The organism is Rhizobium sp. NZLR1b, from assembly GCF_019685155.1.
Taxonomy (GTDB): Bacteria; Pseudomonadota; Alphaproteobacteria; order Rhizobiales; family Rhizobiaceae; genus Rhizobium.
The window spans coordinates 150,293-172,741 of the sequence record NZ_JABDWC010000004.1; the positions used below are offsets into that span (position 1 = coordinate 150,293).

Consider the following 22,449-nt stretch of genomic DNA (forward strand, 5'->3'; position numbering starts at 1 on the left):
CGATCACGCAGTTTTTTTCATCCAGGCTTCATTTGAGCCGTGATGATGAACTATTTCAGTCTTACGGACTTGATAAGCCTGCGGGTTTGATCAAGATCACGCGTGGGGCGCCTGCCGGAAGCGCCTTAACGAGGAGGCGTTTATGGCAACAACATCGCATTACGGACCGTCATCGTCGTCGCTGGAACGCGACGCGCGGCGCATTCACGACGACAAACCGGTTTCGCCAGGCAGCATCGCCGTCGGCGTGGTCATTGGCCGCATGTCGGAATTCTTCGATTTCTTCGTCTACGGTCTCGCCTCCGTGCTGGTGTTTCCACAGCTCGTCTTCCCCTTCGCGCCGGACAGGCTGACGGGCACCCTCTATTCCTTCGCCATTTTTTCGCTCGCCTTCCTCGCCCGCCCCGTCGGATCCGTCGTCTTCATGACCATCGACCGGATGTACGGGCGCGGCACCAAGCTGACGGTCGCGCTCTTCCTGCTCGGCGGCTCTACGGCTTCGATCGCCTTCCTGCCGGGGTACGACGAGATCGGCGTCTGGTCGATCGCGCTGCTGGCGCTTTTCCGTCTCGGCCAGGGTTTTGCGCTTGGCGGCGCCTGGGACGGGCTTGCCTCGCTGCTCGCGCTCAATGCGCCGGCCAATCACCGCGGCTGGTATGCGATGATCCCGCAGCTCGGCGCGCCGATCGGCTTTGCGCTGGCAAGCACGCTGTTCGGTTATTTCGTCGCCAATCTTTCCAGTGAGGATTTCCTCTCCTGGGGCTGGCGTTATCCGTTCTTCGTCGCCTTCGCGATCAATGTCGTGGCGCTCTTTGCGCGTCTGCGGCTGGTGATGACCAAGGAATTCGGCACGCTGCTGGAGCAGCACGAGCTGGAGGCAGCACCAATCTTCGACGTGCTGCGCGTTCACGGCCGCGATATCTTGATCGGCGCCTTCGTGCCGCTCGCCAGTTTCGCCATGTTCCACCTCGTCACCATCTTCCCGCTCGGCTGGATGAGCCTTTACGGCAACCAGCCGATCGGCGCCTTCATGGTGGTGCAGGTGGTCGGCGCCATGGTCGGCATCGTCACGATCATCGCCTCGGGCCTGATTGCCGATCGCATCGGCCGGCGCGCCCAGCTTGCCATCTGCGCTGTCTTGATCGCCGTCTTCAGCTTCGTCGGGCCGATCCTGATCGCCTCCGGCAACAGCGGCCACGATGCCTTCGTCATCATCGGCTTCGGCGTGCTTGGCCTGTCCTTCGGCCAGGCGACCGGCTCGATCTCGTCGCGCTTCGGCCGCGGCTATCGCTACACCGGCGCCGCCTTCACCTCGGACCTTGCCTGGCTGATCGGCGCCGGTTTCGCGCCGCTGGTGGCGCTCAGCCTCTCCAGCCGCTTCGGCTTGACCTTCGTCGGCTACTATCTGCTGTCCGGCGCCATCTGCACGCTTGCCGCACTTGCCTTCAGCAGGGCGCTGGAACAGCGCGAATAGGCGGGCCTGAAGACACGGCCTGCATGGGAAACCGTGCAGGCTCGGTTTGCTGATAAATTTCAAACTTCGCTGTTCACTCGTCGTCATCCTCGGCCTTGTGCCGAGGATGTGCTACATATGAACCGGCTGCAGATGCTAGGGACAAGCCCGAGAAAGAGAGGTGGCCGGCTTTGTCAGTCGTCCGAGCATCCACGGGAATCATGCAGGCCGCGTTTTCGAATTGCGCAATTTCAATTATTGAATGCATTGCAATCTATAATTAAATGCATATCCTTATCGGCCTGAAAGAGGATATGCCATGGCTGCGGAAACCATCGATCATTCGACCCTTTCCCGCCTTGTCGACGCAGGAGCGGTCGATGGCGCGCATGTGGTCGGCAAAACCGGCGGTTGGTCCGTCGTTATCCGCTACGGCAAGGCAGAGCGCCCGCTCGCGGCTCAACGCAGCCGGCAGGTGCGTGTGTTCAAGCGCATGGACACCTTGGTCTCCTATCTCAAGGATGTCGGCATCTCGCAGTTCGATGTCGATGCGGCCGATTACGCCCCTCAGACGGCGTCGCGGCCGGATCGGGCCGCGGCTCTGCGTCGGACCCATGAGGCGGCCGAATACGACAAGTGGTTCCGCGAACAGGTCGAGGAAGCGATCCGGGAAGCCGATGATCCGAACGCCGTCTGGATTAGTGCGCAGGACGCCGAAGAGCGAATGGACAAGCTTCGGGCCGAACTGCTGGCGCAGCTGGAATCCGGAGATAAGGCTTGATCGTCAAATGGCTGCAGCAGGCTCTCCTGGATCGGGAAGGCCAGATTCGGCACATCTTCGCTCAAAATCCGCAGGCTGCAATTGCGTTGGATGATGTTATCCGACATCAGGCCAAAATGCTCGCCGATCACCCCGAAGCAGGACGCGGCGGCCGTCTCGATGGAACGCGGGAATTGGTCATCCCGCGCACTGCATTTCTGCTGATCTATCGCATCGACAGAAAAGTCCAGAGGGTGGAAATACTGCGCCTTCTTCATGGCGCCCAGCAATGGCCGCCGAAAGGCTGAATGCGCATTTTACTGCGCCATCTGCGGCTGCTTTGCCGCGCGGGCCGCGGTCAATTCCGCCGTCGTGTGGTTCAGGCGGTCGGCGAGAACGCGCATGATTTCCACGGCCATTTCGGGGAAGTCGCTGAGCAGCTTCAGGAAGTGCTCCTTGCTGATGCGCAGCACTTCGAGCGGGGAGGTGGCGCGCACCGTTGCCGTGCGCGAGACATCGCAGAGGATGGCGATTTCGCCGACGATGGAATTGAGCTCGACATCGGCAACCTTGATCTCGCCGGCCGGTGAGGAGACGATGATGTCGGCGGTGCCGGAAAGAATCACATAGGCGGCGTCGCCGACATCGCCCTGATGGAAGAGGTTCTGACCGGCCTTGTAGGTCATGCGGTCGGAGGTGAAGGCCAAAAGCTTGAGCTTTGCTGGCGCAATCCTCGAAAAGATCGGCACCCGTCGCAGCATTTCGACTTCGTCTCTCAACAGCATGAGCGTTTCAATCCCCTGACGCCGGGTTCTTCGAACCAGATGTCTTCAATTCCGGGCGTCCCATCGGGAACACCTACCATCGCCGCCCCTATAGAATATTACGATAACAGTTCCTTGAACATCCCGTTTTTCTCGGAAAGTTCCGGATAGTTTCCGGCTTCCGCCAGTCCGCCGCGGTCGAAGAGCAGGATCCGGTCGAACACCTCTGCCATCCGGGCATTGGAAAGCACCCAGATGATTGCCGGCCGCTGGCCTTCTTCGTGAAGGTCTTCGACGATGTTGCGGGTGATCTGATCCTGAACGCGCTGGTCTAGCGCCGATAGCGGCCGATTGAAGATGAAATAGTCCGAGCGTTTCAACAGCGCGCGGGCAAGGTTCAGCTTCTGCCGCTGCACCATAGTCAGCCGCTTGCCGCCGGAGCCGACGTCGAATTCGAGGCCGATCGACAGTACATCGTCATAAAGGTCGAGCGCGTCGAAGAGCTCGCCCATGATGCCGCGGATGCGATCGGAGGCGTCGGCCTGCTGATAGGCGATGCGGCCGAAGAGCACATTGTCCATCAGGCTTGCAGACGGGGTGAAACGCTCGGCGTCGTAGCGCTCGATCAGCTCGGCGAGATCGGCCGGAATATGCTCGTGAAACTGCTTGCGGGCGTTGACGATCTTGCCCATCAGCTCGTCCGTCAGCAAGCCGAAGCGGTGGCGCGGCTCGATATAGGCAAAACTCAGCCGGATGATGGCCGAACGTTCCTCGGGCGTCGCGTCTTCGAAGCGGCGGCTTTGCAGTTTCTGCAGCAGCGCCTGATAGGTCGGAATGTCATCCGCCGTCATGAAGGTCAGCTGCTGGAAGAACGGATGGTCCGGCGGCAGATCATGGAAGAGTTCCACCGCATTCTCGGCGATCTCCAGGCCCATGGCATAGAGATCGGTGCTGAGGCCGGTTTCGCGGAACAGCTGCTGGAAATAGGGATGCGCGGCCAGCCTGCGATTGGTCATCAGCGGCCGCTTCATCGTGCCGAAGAGCAGGTTCTCGCCAACCGTCGCCTGGCCGTTATAGGCGTCGAAATCGAAAGGCACGACGATCGTGTCGAGCCCTTCGTCGCGCAGCCGGTCCCGGAGCGAGGCACGCAGTGCGACGACGTGATCGCTGACGGCCACATGCACGTCGGTGTTGACGGTCGATCGCAGCGCCAGATCCAGAATGTCCTGCGAGATCATCACGGCGTCGAGCACCGGGCGGATCGCTTTCAAAAGGTCTTCCGGCCCGCTGGCGCCGGCTGCCTTATAGTCCACCCAGTCGCTGTTGAGGTCGAGCGTCGGATTGCCGGCCTTCACCGCCTCGATGGAATGCCATTTGTATTCCAGCGCTTCCTGCTCGTCGTAGACCGGATCGGTCATCGGCGCGTGCTTGAGGCCGTAGAGCAGATTGCTGGCAAGCGTGCCATGGAAGAAGAAGGTGTCGGCCGAGGCGTAGGAGATGCGCCGGCCGGTGATCGATTCCGGCATAGCCAACAGGTCCTGCCCGTCGATGGTGATGCGGCCGGAATCCGGCCAGACCATGCGTCCGAGCGCTTCGGCGAAGGCTTCCGCGCCGCTGCCGTTCGGGCCGACGATCGCAACTGTCTCGTTCGGCTTGATCTCGACGGAGACGTGGTCGACCAGGCGGGCGCCGCTGTCATCGGAGAGTGAGAGGTTGGTGACGACGAACGCATGCGTCAGCGGACCCACCGGGGCAGTGGCGAGCTCCTGGATGCGGCTGTCGATCAGCGGCTCGACATTGAACTGCTCATAGACCTGCTGGTACTTCACCTGCACGTCCTGGCGCATCTGGTCCCAGTCGATCAGTTCCTTCAGCGGCCCGGGCAGGTCCTTATAGGCTGATATGACGGCGACGAGCTGGCCGATATCGAGCCTGCCCTGCAGCGCCAGGTAGCCGCCGATCGCGTAGAACAGGAAAGGCGTGACCTGGGCGAGGAAGTTGTTGATGAACTTCACCAGGAACTTCCACTGGTAAAGGTCGTAGCGGATCGAAAAGATCCGGCCAAGCCGCGAGGCGATGTCGGCGCGTTCGAGGTTGGAGGTGTCGTTGCCGTGGATCGTGCCAATGCCGTCGACGATTTCGCCGACGCGGCCGGAAAGCTCGCGTGCCGTCAGCTGCCGCTGGCGGCCGAGCTCCAGCAGCCGCTTGCGCATGCGAGGGATGATGATGGCCTGGACGCCGACGATGCCGGCGGCGATCATGCCGAGCCAGAAATTCTGGACGATGATGAAGGCGAGTGCGGTGATCGCCTGGCCGCCGAGAAGGGCAGGCGAGACGAAGGCATCGCCGGTGAAACCGCCCATCGGCTCCACCTCGTCCTTGATCATGGTGGCGATCTCGGCGGATTTTACCCGCTTGAAATGAATGGGCGGAAAACGCAGCACCCGGTCGACCAGCTCGAAGCGGATACGGCGCAGCATGCGCTCGCCAAGCCGGCCCTTATAGGTGTTGATATAGAACTTGAAGAGGCCGTTCAGCACCACCAGCGCCAGGAACACCAGGCTAAGGGCCATCAGCATCTGGAAGCGGTTGAGCTGCAAGCCTTGAAAGAACTCGACATGGCCGATCAGCGGGATGTCGTAGGCAATGTGCATGAAGGTCTGCCGTGCGCCCGGACCTTCGAAGCCGTCACCCTGGATCGGTCCGTTGACGATCTGCTTCGGCAGGTCGAAGGACAGGAAGTAGGGCACCATCGAGGCGGCGACGACAGCCAGAATCCACAGCTGCTGCAGCCGCGTGTTTTTCCAGATGTAGCGGGCGAGGCTTTTTTCCATGGCTAACCGTCAGCTTGCTGGGAAATTCCGGGGGCCGGGATGGGGAGGAATGTTGAGAACAGGACCATGCAGCCGGACCGCCGATATCGCAATGAAAACAAGGCGAAGCGACCGGCTGCAGAAACGCCGATTCTCGCCGGAACATTGCTTATATCACAGGAATTTTGGATTAGGCGAGCGATTCGGCCAGCATGGAGCGAATGATGCCAGCGGTTTTCTCGGCGCCGTCGAGATCGAGCAATACCGGCTCGCGGCGCGCCGTGGCGAGCGCCTTTTCGACGGCCTCTTTCACATGGCCAGCCGTCAGTCCGGTTTCCGGCAGGATATCGGCCAGATCAAGCGCCTGCAGCCGCTCGGCGCGCACCGTCTGTTCGGTCTCGCCGCCGACAACGAAGGGGATGAGGATCGCCCGGCATTCGGTGCGCAGGAGGTCGCCGACCGTGTTATAGCCGGCCTGCGAGATCGAAACCTTGGCGCCGCGCAGTAGCGAGGGAAAATCCTTGCGGAAGCGCACCAGCGTCACATTCGCAGGCGCGTCCTGCGACAGCGCGGCGAAATCGGCTTCCGGCAGGTTGGGACCCGATATCAGCAGCCAGCGGAGATCGGCGGGCAGCATCGCCGCCGCCTCTTTCGCCGCACCGATCAGCGCGGCGCCGACCGCGCCGCCGCCCGCCGATGCGATGATATCGAATATCTCGGTCGGTTCCGGCGCCGGCGGCGCTGCGACGAGGCCGGTATAACGCAGCCTGTCGGCGATCTCCCCTGTCAGCGGGAACGTGTCTTCGAGCCTGACGAAGCTCGGATCGCCGTGGACCAGCACGGCATCGAAATGCGCTTTGACCAGGGCGGCGGTTTCCGCGTCGCGGCCGGCCTTGCGGTTTTCCTGCAGGATGTCGCGCACCGAGCTCAAGAGTTTCGGTCGGGGCTCGGCCTTGTCGATTGCGGCAAGCAAAGGCAGCAGTTCGAAGCGCATCTGCCGGCGGCCGAAGGGAAAGGCTTCGATGATGACGACATCGGGCCTTGCTGCATGAAAGGCGTCAAGTAGCAGATCGCGGCGGGCATGGAGGAAATCCTCGCCCGCTGGCCGGCCATCGGCATCGGCGAGACCGGAGAAACCGGCATTGCTGGCAACGACCGCCGGCAAGGCCACGGTCTTCACACCCTCGCCCGGAAAACCCGGAACCGGCAGGCCGCCGGTGATGACGGTGACGTCGAAACCATCCTTGGCAAGCGCAATGGCGATGCGGCTGGCGCGGGCTATGTGGCCGATGCCGAGCAGGTGCTGGACGTAGAAGAAGATGCGCGGTGCCGTCATGACGCCTTCTGCCATTCGGCCTCGAACAGGCCGGTGAGCTGTCTGATGCTGGAGTGATAGTCGAAATCTTCGCGCACCCGCTTTTCGGCGGCGTCGCCGAGGCGCTTGCGCAGGGCCGGGTCGCGGATTGCCGCCTCCAGCGCTTTGGCAAGCAGCGCCGGATCCTCTGGCGGCACCACCAGGCCGTTTTCACCGTCCGTCAGCAGCTCCGGCACGCCGGATACGTCGGTCGAGAGGCAGGCGAGCCGCTGGCTCGCGGCTTCCACAAGCACGTTCGGCAGGCCGTCGCGGTCGCCGTTGGCGGCGATCCGGCAGGCAAGCGCGAAGAGGTCGGCGCGGCGATAATGATCGAGCACGTCTTCCTGCGCCATGGCGCCCTTCCAGACGATGCGGTCGGCAAGGCCGAGTTCGGCTGCCAGCGCCTTCAGCCTCGCAAGCTCCTCGCCGCCGCCGATATGCTCCATGCGCCAGTGGAGGTCGGCGGGCAACAGGGCCAGCGCGCGCAGCAGCACGTCGTAGCCCTTCTTTTCGACGGCGCGGCCGACGCTAAGGATGAAGGCGGGATCGGCGGGGTCGCTGCCGGTCCTGTCCGAACGCTCGCCGGCAAAATGGCCGAAACGGGCAAGATCGAGCCCGTGGTAACTTAGGTGCACCGCATCCTTGCGGGACGTCAGTGCGCGCATGTGCTCATAGCCCGTCCTGGTGCAGGTGACGGCCCAGCGGGCACTGCCGAGTTTCTCGTGCAACTCCCAGTCGGGTGACGTCCATATGTCCTTGGCATGCGCCGAACAGGTCCAGGGCGTGCCGGTGAGGATGCTCGCATATTCCGTCACCGAAGCCGGTGTGTGGATGAAATGGGCATGCAGCCATTGCCCGCCGTCCGGCCATTCTCGTCCCAGCACCAGTGCCTGGCCAAGACGGCGGAAGCGGTTGCGGGAGAGGTCGCGCGTGAGGTCGGCGAGGAAGCGTTTGATCAGCGCCTTGAAGCCCGGTTTGGAAAAACCGGCGACCAGGCCCTTCAGCACGCGGATCGGCTCTTCATGCAGATATTCCGGCAGGTAGACGACCCGCGCCCTGATCTCGTCATGCACGGGATGGCGCTTCTTGTCGGTCGGCCGGCGCATCGAAATCAGCGTGAGGTCGAAGCCGGCCTTTTCGAGGCCGAGCAGCTCCTGGGCGATGAAGGTTTCCGAAAGGCGGGGATAGCCTTTCAGCACGACGAGGATCTTGCGGCGTGGCGGCAAGGCTGTTCCCTATTCCGCGCCGACGAGGGAAAGGTGGCTGCCGCGGCCGTCGATCCATCGGCCGACGGTCTGCGAGATGTGGTCCAGCCCCTCGAGATGCATATTGCTGCCGCTCTTTGATGGCGGCAGCCGGGAGGGAAGACGCTTCAGAGCCTCGGCCATGATGGTCGGATCGACCGATTGTTCCGGCAGCAGCATGTCGACGAGTCCGAGCTCGCTTGCCCGCTGGGCGCGCAGCAACTGTTCCTCGCGCGGCTTGACGCGCGGCACAATGAGGGCCGGCTTGTCGAAGGAGAGGATCTCGCAATAGGTGTTGTAGCCGCCCATCGCGACGACGCCGGTGGCGCCGTCGATCAGCTCTTCCATGTGATTGTCGAACTCGATCACCTCGATATACGGGATGGCTTCGCCCTTCTGCACCAGCTTGGCGCGCTCGGCGGCCGGCATATAGGGTCCGAGCACGACGAGCGCCTTCTGCGTCAGCGTCGGATCGGCCTCGTAGGCGTTCATGACGTCGTGGACGAGATCGGAGCCGTCGCCGCCGCCGCCTGTGGTGACCAGGAGGTAATTGTCCTTGCGGGCGTTGACCGAGGTCTTGCCCTTGGAGACGCTGCGCTGCAGAAAACCGACGAAATCCATCTTCCGGCGCAGGCTGGCCGGCACGTCGAGACCAACAAGCGGATCGTAGAAATCAGGCGGGCCATAGACCCAGACGCTGTCGTAATATTGGTCGATCTTCTGCATGATGCCGTTCCTCTTCCACTCGGCGTCGAGCAGATGCGGCGCGTCCATGACTTCGCGCAGGCCGAGCACCAGCACGGTGCCGCGGGCCTTGAGATAGGCCAGAGTATCCTCGACCTCCCCTTTCAGTCCCATCGGCTCCTTGTCGACGATGAAAATATCGGGCTGGAAGGTCTCGGCCGTATGGCGGATGCTCGATTCGCGCATTTTCAGCGTCTCGTGCAGGTCGATATGGCTGGCGAGCGACGTATATTCGCCGTTGCGGAGCTTGATGACGCTCGGGATCTTCACGAAGTCGACGCGGGCGCGGTAATCGAAGGCGCCGGCGATCGTCGCCCCTGAAATGATCAGGATGTTGAGGCCGCGATAATCCTCGACCAGCGCATGGGCGATGGCGCGACAGCGGCGCAGGTGGCCGAGACCGAAGGTGTCGTGGCTGTACATGAGGATGCGCGCATCTTCGAGTCGTCTGGACATGGGCATCCCTTCTGGGCTGAGCAACATGGTTAGTACCCCCACCGTCCGGAGGCCAGGAGATGGGGGCGGTGCCGTGAGGCGCCGCGGAACTTCCTGCTATTTGTAGGGATCTGCCGCATCACGCAAGCCGTCTCCCAGAAAGTTGAACGCCAAAATGACAAGAACAACAGGAATGATCGGATAGAGCAACCAAGGATAAAAGGCGATGACGCTGACGCTTTTTGCCTCGGTCAGCAGAATACCCCAGCTGGTGATCGGCGGGCGAAGACCGAGGCCCAAGAAGGAGAGTGCGGTCTCGCCGAGGATCATGCCGGGGATTGAAATCGTCGCCGAGGCAATGAGATGCGACATGAAACCCGGCACCAGATGCCGGCCGATGATGCGCGGCGTGCTGGCGCCCATCAGCTGTGCCGCCTGGACGTAGTCCTCCTCGCGCAACGCCAGCAGCTTGGAGCGCACCGCGCGGGCAAGCCCCGTCCAGTCGATGATGCCGAGGATGACGGTGATGCCGAAATAGATGACGATCGGGCTCCAGGTCACCGGCATGATCGCCGCCAGCGCCATCCACAGCGGCAGGCTCGGCAGCGATTGCAGCACTTCGATCAGGCGCTGGACGATGAGATCGAAAATGCCGCCGCGATAACCGGCAAGGCCGCCGATGACGATGCCGAGCACGAAGCTGATCGAAATGCCGATCAGACCGATCGTCAGCGATATCCGTGCGCCGTAGAGAATGCGCGACAGCACGTCACGGCCGAGCCGGTCAGTGCCGAGCAGGAACATCTGCCCGCCGATTGCCGGGCAGACCAGATGATAGTTCGAGGCGGCAATTCCCCAGAATTTATAGGCATCGCCGCGGCAGAAGAAACGGATCGGCTGCACGTCGTTCGTCTTGTCGGCATAGACGCGGTGCAGAGTGTCGAGATCGAGCGTCATGCTGCGGCCGTAGACGAACGGACCGACGAGGCTGCCCTTGTCGAAGAAATGGATGCTTTGCGGCGGCGCATGGATGAAATCGACGTTGCGCGTGTGCAGACCGTAGGGCGCCAGGAATTCGACGATCAGGATCATCAGGTAGACGAGGGCGAGAAAGATGCCGGAGATCAAGGCCAGCTTGTGCTGCTTGAACTTCCACCACATCAGCTGCTTTTGCGAGGCGAGATGGATGCGCGATTGCGCCGCCGTCATGGTCTCGGTCGCCAAGGGGTCGAAAGGCGCGGTCGAGACATAATGCGGAAGCGGCGCGCCGGGTGCGGGAAGGGGCGGCATTATTTGGTGCTCCTGCCTTGCAGACGGATGCGGGGATCGAGAAAGCCGAGGGCGATGTCGGAGATCAAAACGCCGATGACGTTGAGGAAGGCCAAAAACATCAGGAACGAGCCGGCGAGATACATGTCCTGGCTCTGCAGCGCCTTGATGAGCATCGGTCCCGTCGTCTCCAGCGACAGGACGATTGCAACGATCTCGGCGCCCGAGATGATCGACGGCAGGATCGAGCCGATGTCGGCGACGAAGAAGTTGAGCGCCATGCGCAGCGGATATTTGAGCAGCGCCCGCATCGGATGCAGACCCTTGGCGCGCGCTGTCGTCACATATTGCTTCTGCATCTCGTCGAGCAGGTTGGCGCGCAAGCGGCGGATCATGCCGGCGGTGCCGGCCGTGCCGACGATGATGACGGGGATCCAGAGATGGGAGAGGATCGACCGCGCCTTCTCCCAGCTCATCGGCGCCGAGATATATTGCTGGTCCATCAGATGGCCGATCGAGATGCCGAACCAGATATTGGCGAAATACATCAGGATCAGCGCCAGCATGAAGTTCGGTATGGCGATGCCGAGCAGGCCGAAGAAGGTCAGCCCGTAATCGCTCCAGCTATACTGGTGCGTGGCCGAATAGATGCCGATTGGAAAGGCGATCAGCCAGGTAAGCAGGATAGTGGTGAAGGAGACGAGGATCGTCAGCCACAGGCGCTCGCCGACGACGTCGGAGACCGGCAGCTGGTATTCGAAGGAATAGCCGAAATCGCCGTGCAGCATGCCGCCGACCCAGTAGAAATAGCGCACGATCTCCGGCTTGTCGAAGCCGTATTGCTGGCGCATCTCCTCGATTTCCTGGAGGTTGGCGGTCTCGCCGGAGGCGCGCAGTTCGGCGATCTGGCTTTCGAAGAAGTCGCCCGGCGGCAGCTCGATGATGGTGAAAACCAGCGCTGAAATGACGAAGAGCGTCGGCACCATGGCGGCGATGCGCCAGAGAATGTATCTGAGCACGCCTCAGGCCTCCTTGTACCAGAATGTATCCGGCATGTAGATGCCGAGATAGGAGGTGGGATCGAAGCCGTAGAGGGCTTTCTCCGGCAGGTTCTGCAGCTTGGCGGCGCAAAGGACCGGCTGCAGCGTGCTGTTGATCAGCCCGATCGAGAACACCTGCTGCGTATAGAGCGACAGCATCTTGTGCCAGATCACCTGGCGCTCCTCGAATTTCGCCGTCGAGCCCCATTGGCCGAGCAGGTCGACCAGTTCGGCTGCTTCCGGCAAGTCCGGTGCGGCGCCCTCCTGGCCGGCGGAGAGGTAATGCATGCCCCAGAGCGGCCATTGCAGCTGATCGTCGAGCGTCGGCGCCAGCCCTGAGGGCGACATGTCGGCCGTCGGCACGCCATTGTCGAGCCCGTACCAGATCGACATCATGATCGAGCCGCTCATGGCACGGTTGCGGAAGACGTCGCGCTGCGAGGTGCGGGTATAGAGCGCAAGGCCGATATTGGCCCAGTGATCGTGGACCAGCTCCAGCACGTCGGTATCGAGATTGCTCTCGCCGGCGGTTTCGACGGTGATCTCGGCGCGCCGCCCGTCCGGCAACAGCCGGATGCCGTCATCGCCGCGCTGGGTCAGGCCGAGCTCATCGAGCAGGCGGTTGGCCTCGTCGACATCGAACTTCACGAAGGCATCGGCATATTCCTGTTTGAACAGCGGACTGTCGGGTAGGACGGTATCGGCACTCGGCGTGCCGAGGCCGTAGAAGGCGACCATGTTGATCTCGTGCCGGTCGATCGCCAGCGACAAGGCGCGGCGCAGGCGCACGTCGCGGAAAAGGCCGCGCCACACCTCGTCGGCGCAGTTGAGGTTCGGCAACAGCGTGATGCGCGAGCCGCGCGCCACCTTCCAGAGATTGACCTTCACCGGGAAGCGCTTCTCGGCCTCCTTCAGGAAGGTGTAGTCGTTGAAATCGATGCCGGTCGCCTGCAGGTCGGCCTCGCCGGCACCCGCCTTGGCGGCGATGATCGACGAGGAGGAGACGTTGAGAATGAACCGGTCGAGATAGGGAAGCTGCCTGCCGGTCTCGTCGACGCGGTGGAAGAACGGATTGCGATCGAAGACGAATTGTTCGGCCGGCAGCGGCGTCGTATTGCGCCAGGGATCGAGCGTCGGCAGGTTGGGATTCTCAGGCCGGTAGGAGCGGGCCATCTTGATGTGCAGGTCCTGCCACTTCTTGACGCGGTTGGCCTGCATCATCTGGTCCATCTTCGCCTGGTCAGGCTGGAACTTCTTATGGAACTGCTTGAGATAATGCGCAGGCCCGACGATGACCAGCGGGATGGGGCCGGCCAGCGTCGGCAGGAACATCGGGTTGGGTTTATCCCAGGTGTAGCGCACCGTCAGCGGATCGAGCATCTCGAAGCGCGGCAGGCTGCCATGAGGGCGAAGCTCCAGCGCACCGCCGCCGGGCGTCAGCTTGTCGTTCAGGATGACGTCTTCCCACCAGTAGCGGAAATCGTCGGCCGTGAACGGCTGGCCGTCTGACCATTTATGGCCCTCGCGCAGCGTGAAGGTGAAGACGGTGTCGTCCTCCGAGCGGAAATCGGCGAGGATATCCGGCTGGAACTGCAGGTGCTTGTTGTAGCCGACCATGCGGGCATAGCCGTAGATCGTCATGAAGCGGATGTCGCGCTGGCTGCCGATGATGGTGCGCACCGTGCCGCCGTAGCTGCCGGGTGCAAGCCCCATTTCCTTCAGGTTGACGATGCGAGGGCGAGCGGGAATGCGCTCGGCCATCGGCGGCAGGCTGCCGGATGTGAGCTGGTCCTTGAGGAATTCCGGCTCGCCGGCCTGTTGCGCCCGAAGCACCGCCGGCGCGATCGCTGCGCCGACAAGGCCGCCCAGAAAAATGCGACGCGTCACCATCCGCGCAACTCCTTGGCATCGGCGCCTTTGCGGGCGCGCACCAGATGGCCGTCGCCGAGATCGGCATAGGCAAGCTCGGAGGCGTCGTCATGCGCGGCGGTGAAGGTCGCGCCCCAGTTCTGCTTGTCGGCAGCGCCGTTTTCCCGGAGCGCCTTGAAATCGAGCGGCCGGTCGAGATCGGGGAAGGGGACGGCGGCGAGCAGCGATTTCGTATAGGGGTGCACCGGGTCGCGCAGGATGATCTCGCGCGGCGCGATCTCGACGATGCGGCCCTTGCACATCACCGCGATGCGGTCGGCCATGTAATCGACGACAGCGAGATTATGCGAGATGAAGAGATAGGTCAGCCCCAGCTCTTTTTGCAGATCCTTCAGCAGATTGAGGATCTGCGCCTGGACGGAAACGTCGAGAGCCGAGACCGGCTCGTCGAGGATGACGAGCTTCGGGCCGAGCGCCAGGGCGCGGGCGATGCCGATGCGCTGGCGCTGGCCGCCCGAAAAACTATGCGGGTAGCGGCTGAGATAACGCTTGTCGAGGCCGATCGCCGCCATCAAGCCTTCGACCTTGCGCTTGCGCTCGTCACTGTCGCCGCGGTCGTGGATCTCCAGCGGTTCGCTGAGGATGTTGCGCACCGTCATGCGCGGCGAGAGCGAGGAGACCGGATCCTGGAACACCATCTGGATCTTGGTGCGCATATCCTGCAACGCTTCGCCGCGCACCGAAAGCACGTCGATTACGTCCTTGCCGTCGTTGAACACCACCGCGCCGCTGTCGGGTGTGATGGCGCGCATCAGGATCTTGCTGAGCGTCGTCTTGCCGCAACCGGATTCGCCGACCAGGCCGAGGCATTCACCGCGGCGGATGTCGAAGCTGACGTCGTCGACGGCGTGCACGACGGCGGCTTCGTGCTTGCCGAGGAAACTGCGCTTGCGCGTCTTATAGGTTTTCGAGAGGTTGGCGACCGAAAGCAGTGTGCCCGGCGCCTCCGCCTGCAACGGCTTCTTCTTGCCGACGAGGGTCTCGAGATTGACCGGCACGTCGCGCAGCGCCTTCAGCCGCTCGCCGGGTTTCATGTCGAAATGCGGAACGGCGGCCATCAGCGCCTTGAGATAGGGATGCTGCGGATTGCGGAAGATTGCCTCTACCGGCCCGGCCTCCATGATCTCGCCGTGATAGATGACGACCACCTCGTCGGCCATATTGGCGACGATGCCGAGATCGTGGGTGATGAGCAGCATCGCCATGCCGAGCTTGGCCTGCAGATCGCGCAGCAGCTCGAGGATCTGCGCCTGGATCGTCACGTCGAGCGCCGTTGTTGGCTCGTCTGCGATCAGCAGCGCCGGCTTGCAGATCAGCGCCATGGCGATCATCGCGCGCTGGCGCATGCCGCCGGACAGTTCGAACGGATACATGTCGTAGGTGCGGTGGGGATTGGAAAAGCCGACGAGGCCGAGCATTTCCTCGGTCTTCTCCCGTGCTTCCTGCTTGTCGGCTTCGGTATGGATCAGCAGCGCTTCGCCGATCTGGTTGCCGACGGTGTGCAGCGGCGAGAGCGAGGTCATCGGCTCCTGGAAAATCGTCGCCATGCGCCGGCCGCGCAGGTCGCGCATTTCCTCGCTGTCGCGCGAGAGCGACAGAATATCGGTCGCGGTGCCGTCGAGCGGATCGGTGAAGAGGATGCGGCCGGAGGCGCTGGCCGGGTTGGGCAGAATGCCCATGACCGACTGGCTGATCACCGATTTGCCGGAGCCGGATTCGCCGACGAGAGCGGTGACCTTGCCCGGAAGGATGCGAAGATTGGCTTCCTTTACGACGCGCAGCCGGTCGCCGAAAACCGAGAAGGAAACGTCGAGATTTTCAATACGCAACAAATCGGCTGCAGACGCCATACCAATGAAATTCCCCAGTCTTCTATGTTCCCGTTGAGGCAACACTATCGTACCGCAAACGGGGTGTCTAGCAGATGACAATCAAGGGAAAACTGCCACGTCCCGCCGAAGTTCCCCAGGCGGGATGCGCAGATTTATGGCAGGAGTTTCGTGGCTTTACTGGATGAACTTCTCCATGGTTGTGCGCTCGACTTGTTTCTTCGCGTCACGGTGCAGGAGAATGACCTGCTCGGCTTCTGAAAGTCCGTTCTGGACGGCCTCGCGGAAGCTCTCGTCGACGTTGATCTCGGGGGTGGGCGCACGCGGCTGCAGCACCGTCACCTTCTGGCGGATGCCGCGCAGCTTTTCTTCGCCGAGCGTCGTCCATTCGCCGCCGCAATAACCGGCGAAGGCCTGGCTGGCGACGACCTCGCGGCCGTATTTCTTCGTCAGGATCTGCAGGCGCTGCACCTCGTTGACCGCCGAGCCGAAGGCCGAGAAGGTCAGCCGATCCTTGAGGCCGACATTGCCGAACATGACGTTGCCGACGTGCAGGCCGATGCCGTAGCCGACCTTGCTGAGGCCTTTCTGCTCGCGATCCCTGTTGAGTTCGGCAACCCGCGCCTGCGCTTGATGGACGGCGGAAAGTGCTGCCTCGCAGGCGATTTTCGACGGGTCCTTGTGGCGCCCGCAGGGGTAGACGGCGAGGAAGCCGTCGCCGAGGAAACTCAGTATCTCGCCGCCATTGCGGTTGAACGGCGCGGCGATCGCGTCGAAGAACTGGTTCAGCGTGTCGATATAGGCCTGGCGGCCTTCCTTTTCGGCATACACCGTGGATTCGCGCATGTCGCCCATGACCAGGGCGGCGCGGATCGTCTCGCCGTCGCCGCGGCGGATCTGGCCGTTCAGCACCCGCTTACCGGCATCGCCGCCGAGATAGGTGGTCAGCATGTTGTTGGCGAGCTTGCCGAGCACGGCCATCTTGGCGGCGACGGCCAGATGGTTCTGCATTCTCAGCAGCGCATCGATCATGTCGTCGGAAAAGCCGTTATGGTGGTCGGTCGACCAGGAGCCCATCATGCCCTGCACCGAACCGTCGCCGAAGGGCTGCACGAAGGCCAGGTAATCGGTGATAGCGTCCTTGCGCAGGTCCTCGAAGATCGGGAATTCGGCCGGCCCTTCCTGCATCAGCCGGCGGCGGATGTGCTGCAGATTGTTGTCGAGCAGGTAATAATAAGGGCTCTGCAGGAAGCGGTCCGGCTTCTGCCCGGCCGGCATGCGGAAGCCCTCGATGGTGACGCCACTGGCGCGCCGCCAGGTGAAGCTCAGCGCGTCGTAGAGCGGATGCAGCATCGAAAAGGTCAGATGCACGCGCGCAATCGGCAGGCCGGCGGAGGCGAGCCGTTCGCAGAAACCGCGCACAATGTTTTCCAGTTCGTCTCCGGCCAGCGAAGAGTTCGTCAGCCATTCGGCGACCCGGTCCAACAGGATGGAGGAGACGCTGGATTCGATCGTGCTCATTCTCGGTATGATCCTCATAAGCCACGCCATCCTCAAGAGCCAAAAATCCCCCGGCCGGCACATTTTCATGCGCAGGTCACAAGGAAATCAGGATGTACGAGCGGTATTATTTGTCAACGATCTGCCGAGAGCCCGGCAGCGGCACCCCTTTGCTCCCTATCGGGGGATCGGAGGGGCGGTCCTTTCACGGCGGTTCATTATCAAAAGTCAAAATAGGGATGCTGCAAATGCGAAACAATGGGATCGGCATTTTTTGTGCCCTGAAGTTGCAGCAAAGGATGGCGGCGGGGCATTTTGGCCACACCCCGGCTAAGGGGTTTTCAAATATGTCGGCGAGACCTGCCCCTCATCCGCCTGCCGAGCCGCGACCTCTCCGTTCCCACCCACCTCGCGCAGGGCACGTCCCCTCTCCCCGTTTTTACGGGGAGAGGGCTAGGGTGAGGGGAAGCCACTGCATCGACAGGACGGCATGCCGCCGGGAAAAGAGGAACATCCGCCCCCGGGTTTAATTCACCGCAATCATGCATTAGATCAGCTTCCTGAATTTCCCCGTTTGAAAGATCCCGCCTTGGCTCTCTCCACCTTCGATACGCTTTTGCAGAAGATCGACACCCGCGCGGCGCGTGCCGGCATCATCGGGCTCGGTTATGTCGGCCTGCCGCTGGCGATGGCGGTGGCGCGCAGCGGCTTTGCGGTCACCGGCTTCGACATCGATCCCTCCAAGATGGTGGCGCTCGATGCCCGCCGCTCCTATATCGACGCGGTCAGCGACGCAGCGCTTGCCACCGAGATCAAAGCAGGACGCTTCGAGGCGACGACCGATTTCGCCGGGCTTGCCGCCTGCGACGTCATCATCATCTGCGTGCCGACGCCGCTGACCAAACACCGCGATCCCGACCTTTCCTTCGTCGAGGCGACGTCGCGCTCGATCGCCGCGCAGCTGCGCCCCGGCCAGCTCGTCGTGCTGGAATCGACCACCTATCCCGGCACGACCGATGATATCGTCAAGGTCATTCTCGAAGGCACCGGGCTGAAGTCCGGTTCGGACTTCTTCGTCGGCTTCTCGCCGGAGCGGGAGGATCCCGGCAACCAGAATTATCATACCGCCACCATCCCGAAGGTCGTCGCCGGCGACGGCACTGAGGCGCTGTCCTTGATGAAGGCCTTCTACGGTGCGGCGGTCTCGACCGTCGTTCCGGTCTCCTCGAACGCGACGGCCGAGGCGGTGAAGCTTACCGAAAACATCTTCCGCTCGGTCAACATCGCCCTCGTCAACGAGCTGAAGACCGTCTATGCGGCGATGGGCATCGATGTCTGGGAAGTGATCGACGCGGCCAAGACCAAGCCCTTCGGCTATATGCCCTTCTATCCCGGCCCCGGCCTCGGCGGCCATTGCATCCCGATCGATCCCTTCTACCTCACCTGGAAATCGCGCGAATACGAGCTGCCCACCCGCTTCATCGAGCTCGCCGGCGAGATCAATTCGGCAATGCCGCGTTATGTCGTCGGCAAGCTTGCCGAAGCCCTCGACATCCGCGCCGGCAAGGCGCTGAGCCGCAGCAAGGTGCTGGTGATCGGGCTCGCCTACAAGAAGAACGTTGCCGATATCCGCGAGAGCCCATCGCTGCGGCTGATCGAGATCATTGAGGAACGCGGCGGACGGGCCGATTATCACGATCCCTTCGTCACCGAGATCCCGCCGACACGCGAATACCAGGCGCTGAAGGGCCGCCAATCGGTGGCGCTGACGCCGGAAGCGGTCGCCGGTTACGATGCGGTGCTGGTCGCGACCGACCATGACAGCGTGGATTATGCGACGCTCGCAAAAAGTGCTGCGCTGATCATCGACACGCGCAACGTCTTCAACCGGCTCGGGCTTTCTGCCGGTCACATCATCAAGGCGTGACGGCCACAGCTAAGAAGGGAGGCTCGATGGCACCCGTCGGCATTGCCTACGATGACGGCGACAAGGAAACTACCCGAACCGGTCGTTGCCGTTCCCGCTAAGTCGTTGCGTAAACCAGGATGAGATCAGCCCGTCGCCGTCAAAGCGGCGGGTTGCCTTTCTTCGGTGCGCGTCTCAGATGACGGGCGGCGTTGCAGAAAGCGACTTGCCGGTCATCCGGCTGGCGGCCACCGCATAACCGCCTGATGCACCGTCGATGAAATGCATGTGGTCGCGCGAAATCGGCGTCGGCACGAAGCAGGTCATCAGCGCCGAGGCCTGCCGATGCAGGCCGTAGCGGGCAATGCCCCTGGCCCGCGCCGCTTCCAGCAACGTCTCGATCCGTTTCAGATGTTCGGCATCGACGTCGACCGTCATCTTCAGCCCGTCGTCGAACTTGCGGAAATCGGAATTGCCGGCGACGTCGCTTTTGTAGCGGCGCGCGTCGAAGCGGCCGAGCGGAATGCCGAGCCTGTAGAACAATACGGTAACGGCGAGCTGCAGGAAGATGAAGAGCTTCTGCCGCAACCGCCGACCGGCCGGCGCGGTGGCCTTGGCCTCGCGATTGATGCCGTGCAGCGAAAAGGCGAAGTTTGGGCCGCCGGCCGGCACCGGATGGCTATCGCGGTTCTGTTCGGTGGTGATGGCGACGATACCGTTGACGAGCTCGCGGAATTCTTCGCCCGGGCGGCCTTCGCCGGGAACCGCGATGATCGAGACGATCTCGCCGTTTTGCGCATCGATCGGGCTCCAGCGGCAGGAGAGGCCGGTGAGATCTGGGCGGGTTTCCGGGGCGGCGCGGTCGACGGCGTAACGGCCGAGCTTCATCTGTCTTTCCGCCCAGCTGGTGCCACCGCCCCAGAACATCGCATAGGTGACGTGCGGGCTTGCCGAGTAACGTGCGACGCGGACGTCGAGACCCTCGGCGCGGGTGTCGGCGACGGGAACGATGGCGATGCGCAGCATCAGGCTGAGATCTTCCTCGACCCAGACCTGCACCGCGGCAAGGGCATCGCGCGCCGCCTGCTCCAGCGAACCCGGAAGCGCGATCAGCGCACCGTCGCCGCCGAAGACGAAGGGATAATCGCCCTTGCCGACGGCATTCAACACCGCCGAAATGACGCTGGCGCCCGCCATGTTGACGTCCTTGTAACGGCCGCCGGCGATTGCCTGCGTCGAGCCGACGATGTCGGCGAGCGCCAGCACCCATCCGTCCGGCAGCGGCCGATAATTGGCGGCATCGGTCACGCCCTCGAAGACGCTGAACAGCGGCACGGAGGCAAAGAATTCTTCGTCGGTCACGGTTTTCATGTCATCCAGCTTAGCACAGACCCATGTTGCCACTGCAACGCCATTTCCCATTTACGGCAATCGACTTGGCAAGGTTTCATGTGTTAGCACCCGAGCACGATTTTTCATGACGGATACGGATTAGATGAGCCGCCTCGACAGCTTCATTCGCCGGTTGACGGCCCAACGCGACATTTTGAACGCGATCATCGATCTGGTCGGCGAAACAGAGGGTCCGGTGCTGGAATTCGGCCTCGGCAATGGCCGCACCTATGATCACCTGCGCGAGAATTTCCCCGGCCGCCGCATCGTCGCCTTCGACTGGGAGGTCCGCTCCTATTCAGCCTCGACACCCGCGGCGGAAGATATGGTGACCGGCAATATCCGCGAATCCGGCCAGGCCTTCCTCGGCATCGGCGCGGCCCTTGCCCATGCCGACATCGGCACCGGCCATGACGAGATCGACGCGGTGACGCTGACCTGGCTGCCGCAGCTGATGGCCGGCGTCATCGCCCCAAACGGCATCGCCGTCAGCGGCCTGCCGCTGGAGCATGCCGAACTGGCGGCGCTGCCGCTGCCGGAGGGAATCAAGGAAGGGCGGTATTTTCTTTATCGGAGGACATAAGCCGTGGTAGCGGCGACTGTGGCGACCGAGGTTTCAACAGAAGCGAGGCGTTGCCACGATTCTCTTCTCAGCCGCAGGGAAAAGGTGCCGGCAGGCGGATGAGGGGGCTACGCGGCACGGGGAGGCGTGTAAACCACCACATTATACGATCGAATTCCCCGGGCAACTAAGTTAAAAAATCTTTCCGCCCAAGCATCGCGTTTGGATGCTGACGCGATGCAGCTGCCTCATTGCAATTTATGCGTTTGAATTGTAGCTGTTTTTCGTCGGGCTGTAGGTCCGAGCCGAAAGGTGAGCGATCACCAGACTCGCCGCTAGCACAGATGGGGCATCGAAGTGGGGTTTACTGAAGCTGCCGGCACGGTTCTGGTGCAGAAATATGCAACTTTCTCCGGCAGGGCGTCCCGCGCCGAATATTGGTGGTATGTCTTATTCTATGTTCTAGTGCTGCTTGCGATGGGCATCCTGTGCAGTTTGGTCGCCGGCTTTTCCGACTTCCGGGACGGAGTTCCGCCACCGCTCGGCCTTCTCTTCTTCCTCGGCGGATTGATTTGGCTGGCGATGTTTTTGCCAGCGATAGCAGTTCAAGTTCGCCGCTTCCATGATCGCAACATTTCCGGCTGGTGGTATCTCGCGCTGTGCGTTGCTAATTTCGTTCCCTACATGGGTCTCATTGCAGTTATTGCGATCCTGGTGATCAACGTGCTTCCGGGCACCGAAGGTCCGAACAAGTTCGGACGCGATCCGCTGCGTCCTGAAGCGCGCGCAGAAGTCTTTGCCTAACAGCATGGGCATCCGCAGCCTGCTGGTAGCTCCGTTTCTGCGGTTAGTTTCCACATGAGTTAGCGCCTGTTTTGAAGCAACCGGCTTATTGCAATTTCTGCGTTTGAATTGTAGCTGTTTTATCCGAAAAACGACTATTAAGCAGGACGTTGATAAGACTGTAGGCGCCTTGCTTGCAGCAGGCACAATGAGAGCGTTTCAAATGGGGTTTACTGAAGCTGTTCGGACTGTTCTGACGCAGAAATACGCAACCTTTTCCGGCAGGGCCCCCCGGTCGGAATATTGGTGGTTTCAGCTGTTCTATGCGTTGTTGGCTCTCGCAATAGTAATTTTGGCCTTCGCGGCAGGCGCTTTTTCCGGTCAGCAGGGCGGAACATCTTCACTGGTGGTCGTCCTTATGATTATTGGCGGATTGTTGGCGCTTGCCCTCGTTTTGCCCATCCTATCCCTTCAGGTTCGCCGCTTCCATGATCGCAACATTTCCGGTTGGTGGTATCTCGCGGTGATCGTCTTGGGCATGGTTCCCTATGTCGGTACTGTTACGGGGCTCGCGATTACCATTATTTCCGTGATGAAGGGCACCGAAGGTCCGAACAAGTTCGGTCCGGATCCGTTGCGTCCTGAAGCGCGAGCAGAGGTCTTTGCCTAGAG

General features: G+C 62.0%; 18 protein-coding genes. 7 read left to right on the top strand and 11 right to left on the bottom strand.

The features are described 5' to 3' along the window. The first annotated feature begins 142 nt into the window (after positions 1 to 142). The 3 genes from HJB84_RS07390 (at position 143) to HJB84_RS07400 (ending at position 2,521) form a co-directional block, all read left to right on the top strand. Entirely contained in the window at positions 143 to 1,474 is a 1,332-nt protein-coding gene (locus HJB84_RS07390; protein ID WP_221115612.1) for an MFS transporter, read from the top strand. Positions 1,475 to 1,772: 298 nt separating this feature from the next. Further along, positions 1,773 to 2,234, top strand: a complete 462-nt coding sequence (locus HJB84_RS07395; protein ID WP_207585451.1) for a hypothetical protein — start codon at positions 1,773 to 1,775, stop codon at positions 2,232 to 2,234. Beyond that, complete coding sequence (locus tag HJB84_RS07400; RefSeq protein ID WP_221115613.1) at positions 2,231 to 2,521, top strand: type II toxin-antitoxin system RelE/ParE family toxin; 291 nt, start codon at positions 2,231 to 2,233, stop codon at positions 2,519 to 2,521. The genes HJB84_RS07395 and HJB84_RS07400 overlap by 4 nt, the downstream gene beginning before the upstream one ends. A 9-nt stretch (positions 2,522 to 2,530) precedes the next feature. Here HJB84_RS07400 and HJB84_RS07405 read toward each other — a convergent pair whose 3' ends face one another. The 10 genes from HJB84_RS07405 to HJB84_RS07450 all read right to left on the bottom strand — a co-directional run bounded on the left by HJB84_RS07405 (position 2,531) and on the right by HJB84_RS07450 (position 17,155). Beyond that, entirely contained in the window at positions 2,531 to 2,998 is a 468-nt protein-coding gene (locus HJB84_RS07405) for a cyclic nucleotide-binding domain-containing protein (protein WP_003563501.1), read from the bottom strand. 98 nt (positions 2,999 to 3,096) lie between these two features. Beyond that, complete coding sequence (locus tag HJB84_RS07410; RefSeq protein WP_207585453.1) at positions 3,097 to 5,811, bottom strand: ABC transporter ATP-binding protein; 2,715 nt, start codon at positions 5,809 to 5,811, stop codon at positions 3,097 to 3,099. Positions 5,812 to 5,980: 169 nt separating this feature from the next. After that, on the bottom strand, positions 5,981 to 7,141 hold the full coding sequence (locus HJB84_RS07415) for a glycosyltransferase family protein (RefSeq protein WP_259671041.1): 1,161 nt from the start codon (positions 7,139 to 7,141) through the stop codon (positions 5,981 to 5,983). Then, positions 7,123 to 8,370, bottom strand: a complete 1,248-nt coding sequence (locus tag HJB84_RS07420; protein ID WP_207585455.1) for a glycosyltransferase — start codon at positions 8,368 to 8,370, stop codon at positions 7,123 to 7,125. Before HJB84_RS07420 ends, HJB84_RS07415 begins: the two co-directional genes overlap by 19 nt. 9 nt (positions 8,371 to 8,379) lie before the next feature. Beyond that, entirely contained in the window at positions 8,380 to 9,588 is a 1,209-nt protein-coding gene (locus HJB84_RS07425) for a glycosyltransferase family protein (RefSeq protein WP_207585456.1), read from the bottom strand. A 96-nt stretch (positions 9,589 to 9,684) separates the two neighbouring features. Beyond that, positions 9,685 to 10,857 carry an ABC transporter permease gene (locus HJB84_RS07430; RefSeq protein WP_221115614.1) on the bottom strand — a complete coding sequence of 391 codons (1,173 nt, stop codon included), beginning with the start codon at positions 10,855 to 10,857 and terminating at the stop codon, positions 9,685 to 9,687. After that, on the bottom strand, positions 10,857 to 11,855 hold the full coding sequence (locus tag HJB84_RS07435) for an ABC transporter permease (RefSeq protein ID WP_007628233.1): 999 nt from the start codon (positions 11,853 to 11,855) through the stop codon (positions 10,857 to 10,859). The genes HJB84_RS07430 and HJB84_RS07435 overlap by 1 nt, the downstream gene beginning before the upstream one ends. A 3-nt stretch (positions 11,856 to 11,858) precedes the next feature. Beyond that, complete coding sequence (locus tag HJB84_RS07440) at positions 11,859 to 13,766, bottom strand: ABC transporter substrate-binding protein (RefSeq protein WP_207585458.1); 1,908 nt, start codon at positions 13,764 to 13,766, stop codon at positions 11,859 to 11,861. Beyond that, entirely contained in the window at positions 13,760 to 15,655 is a 1,896-nt protein-coding gene (locus HJB84_RS07445) for an ABC transporter ATP-binding protein (protein ID WP_207585459.1), read from the bottom strand. The genes HJB84_RS07440 and HJB84_RS07445 overlap by 7 nt, the downstream gene beginning before the upstream one ends. A gap of 156 nt (positions 15,656 to 15,811) precedes the next feature. Then, positions 15,812 to 17,155 (bottom strand): adenylate/guanylate cyclase domain-containing protein, encoded by a 1,344-nt coding sequence (locus tag HJB84_RS07450; RefSeq protein ID WP_207585460.1) that lies wholly within the window; start codon positions 17,153 to 17,155, stop codon positions 15,812 to 15,814. 568 nt (positions 17,156 to 17,723) lie between these two features. Between HJB84_RS07450 and HJB84_RS07455 the strand changes: the two genes are divergently transcribed. Beyond that, complete coding sequence (locus tag HJB84_RS07455) at positions 17,724 to 19,061, top strand: nucleotide sugar dehydrogenase (RefSeq protein ID WP_221115615.1); 1,338 nt, start codon at positions 17,724 to 17,726, stop codon at positions 19,059 to 19,061. A 174-nt stretch (positions 19,062 to 19,235) separates the two neighbouring features. Here HJB84_RS07455 and HJB84_RS07460 read toward each other — a convergent pair whose 3' ends face one another. Next, positions 19,236 to 20,411 (bottom strand): DUF3095 domain-containing protein, encoded by a 1,176-nt coding sequence (locus tag HJB84_RS07460; protein WP_221115616.1) that lies wholly within the window; start codon positions 20,409 to 20,411, stop codon positions 19,236 to 19,238. A 124-nt stretch (positions 20,412 to 20,535) separates the two neighbouring features. Between HJB84_RS07460 and HJB84_RS07465 the strand changes: the two genes are divergently transcribed. The 3 genes from HJB84_RS07465 (at position 20,536) to HJB84_RS07475 (ending at position 22,447) form a co-directional block, all read left to right on the top strand. Beyond that, positions 20,536 to 21,015, top strand: a complete 480-nt coding sequence (locus tag HJB84_RS07465) for a class I SAM-dependent methyltransferase (protein WP_207585463.1) — start codon at positions 20,536 to 20,538, stop codon at positions 21,013 to 21,015. Positions 21,016 to 21,351: 336 nt separating this feature from the next. Next, entirely contained in the window at positions 21,352 to 21,798 is a 447-nt protein-coding gene (locus tag HJB84_RS07470; protein ID WP_221115617.1) for a DUF805 domain-containing protein, read from the top strand. 202 nt (positions 21,799 to 22,000) lie between these two features. Beyond that, complete coding sequence (locus HJB84_RS07475) at positions 22,001 to 22,447, top strand: DUF805 domain-containing protein (RefSeq protein ID WP_207585620.1); 447 nt, start codon at positions 22,001 to 22,003, stop codon at positions 22,445 to 22,447. The last annotated feature ends 2 nt before the right edge of the window (positions 22,448 to 22,449 follow it).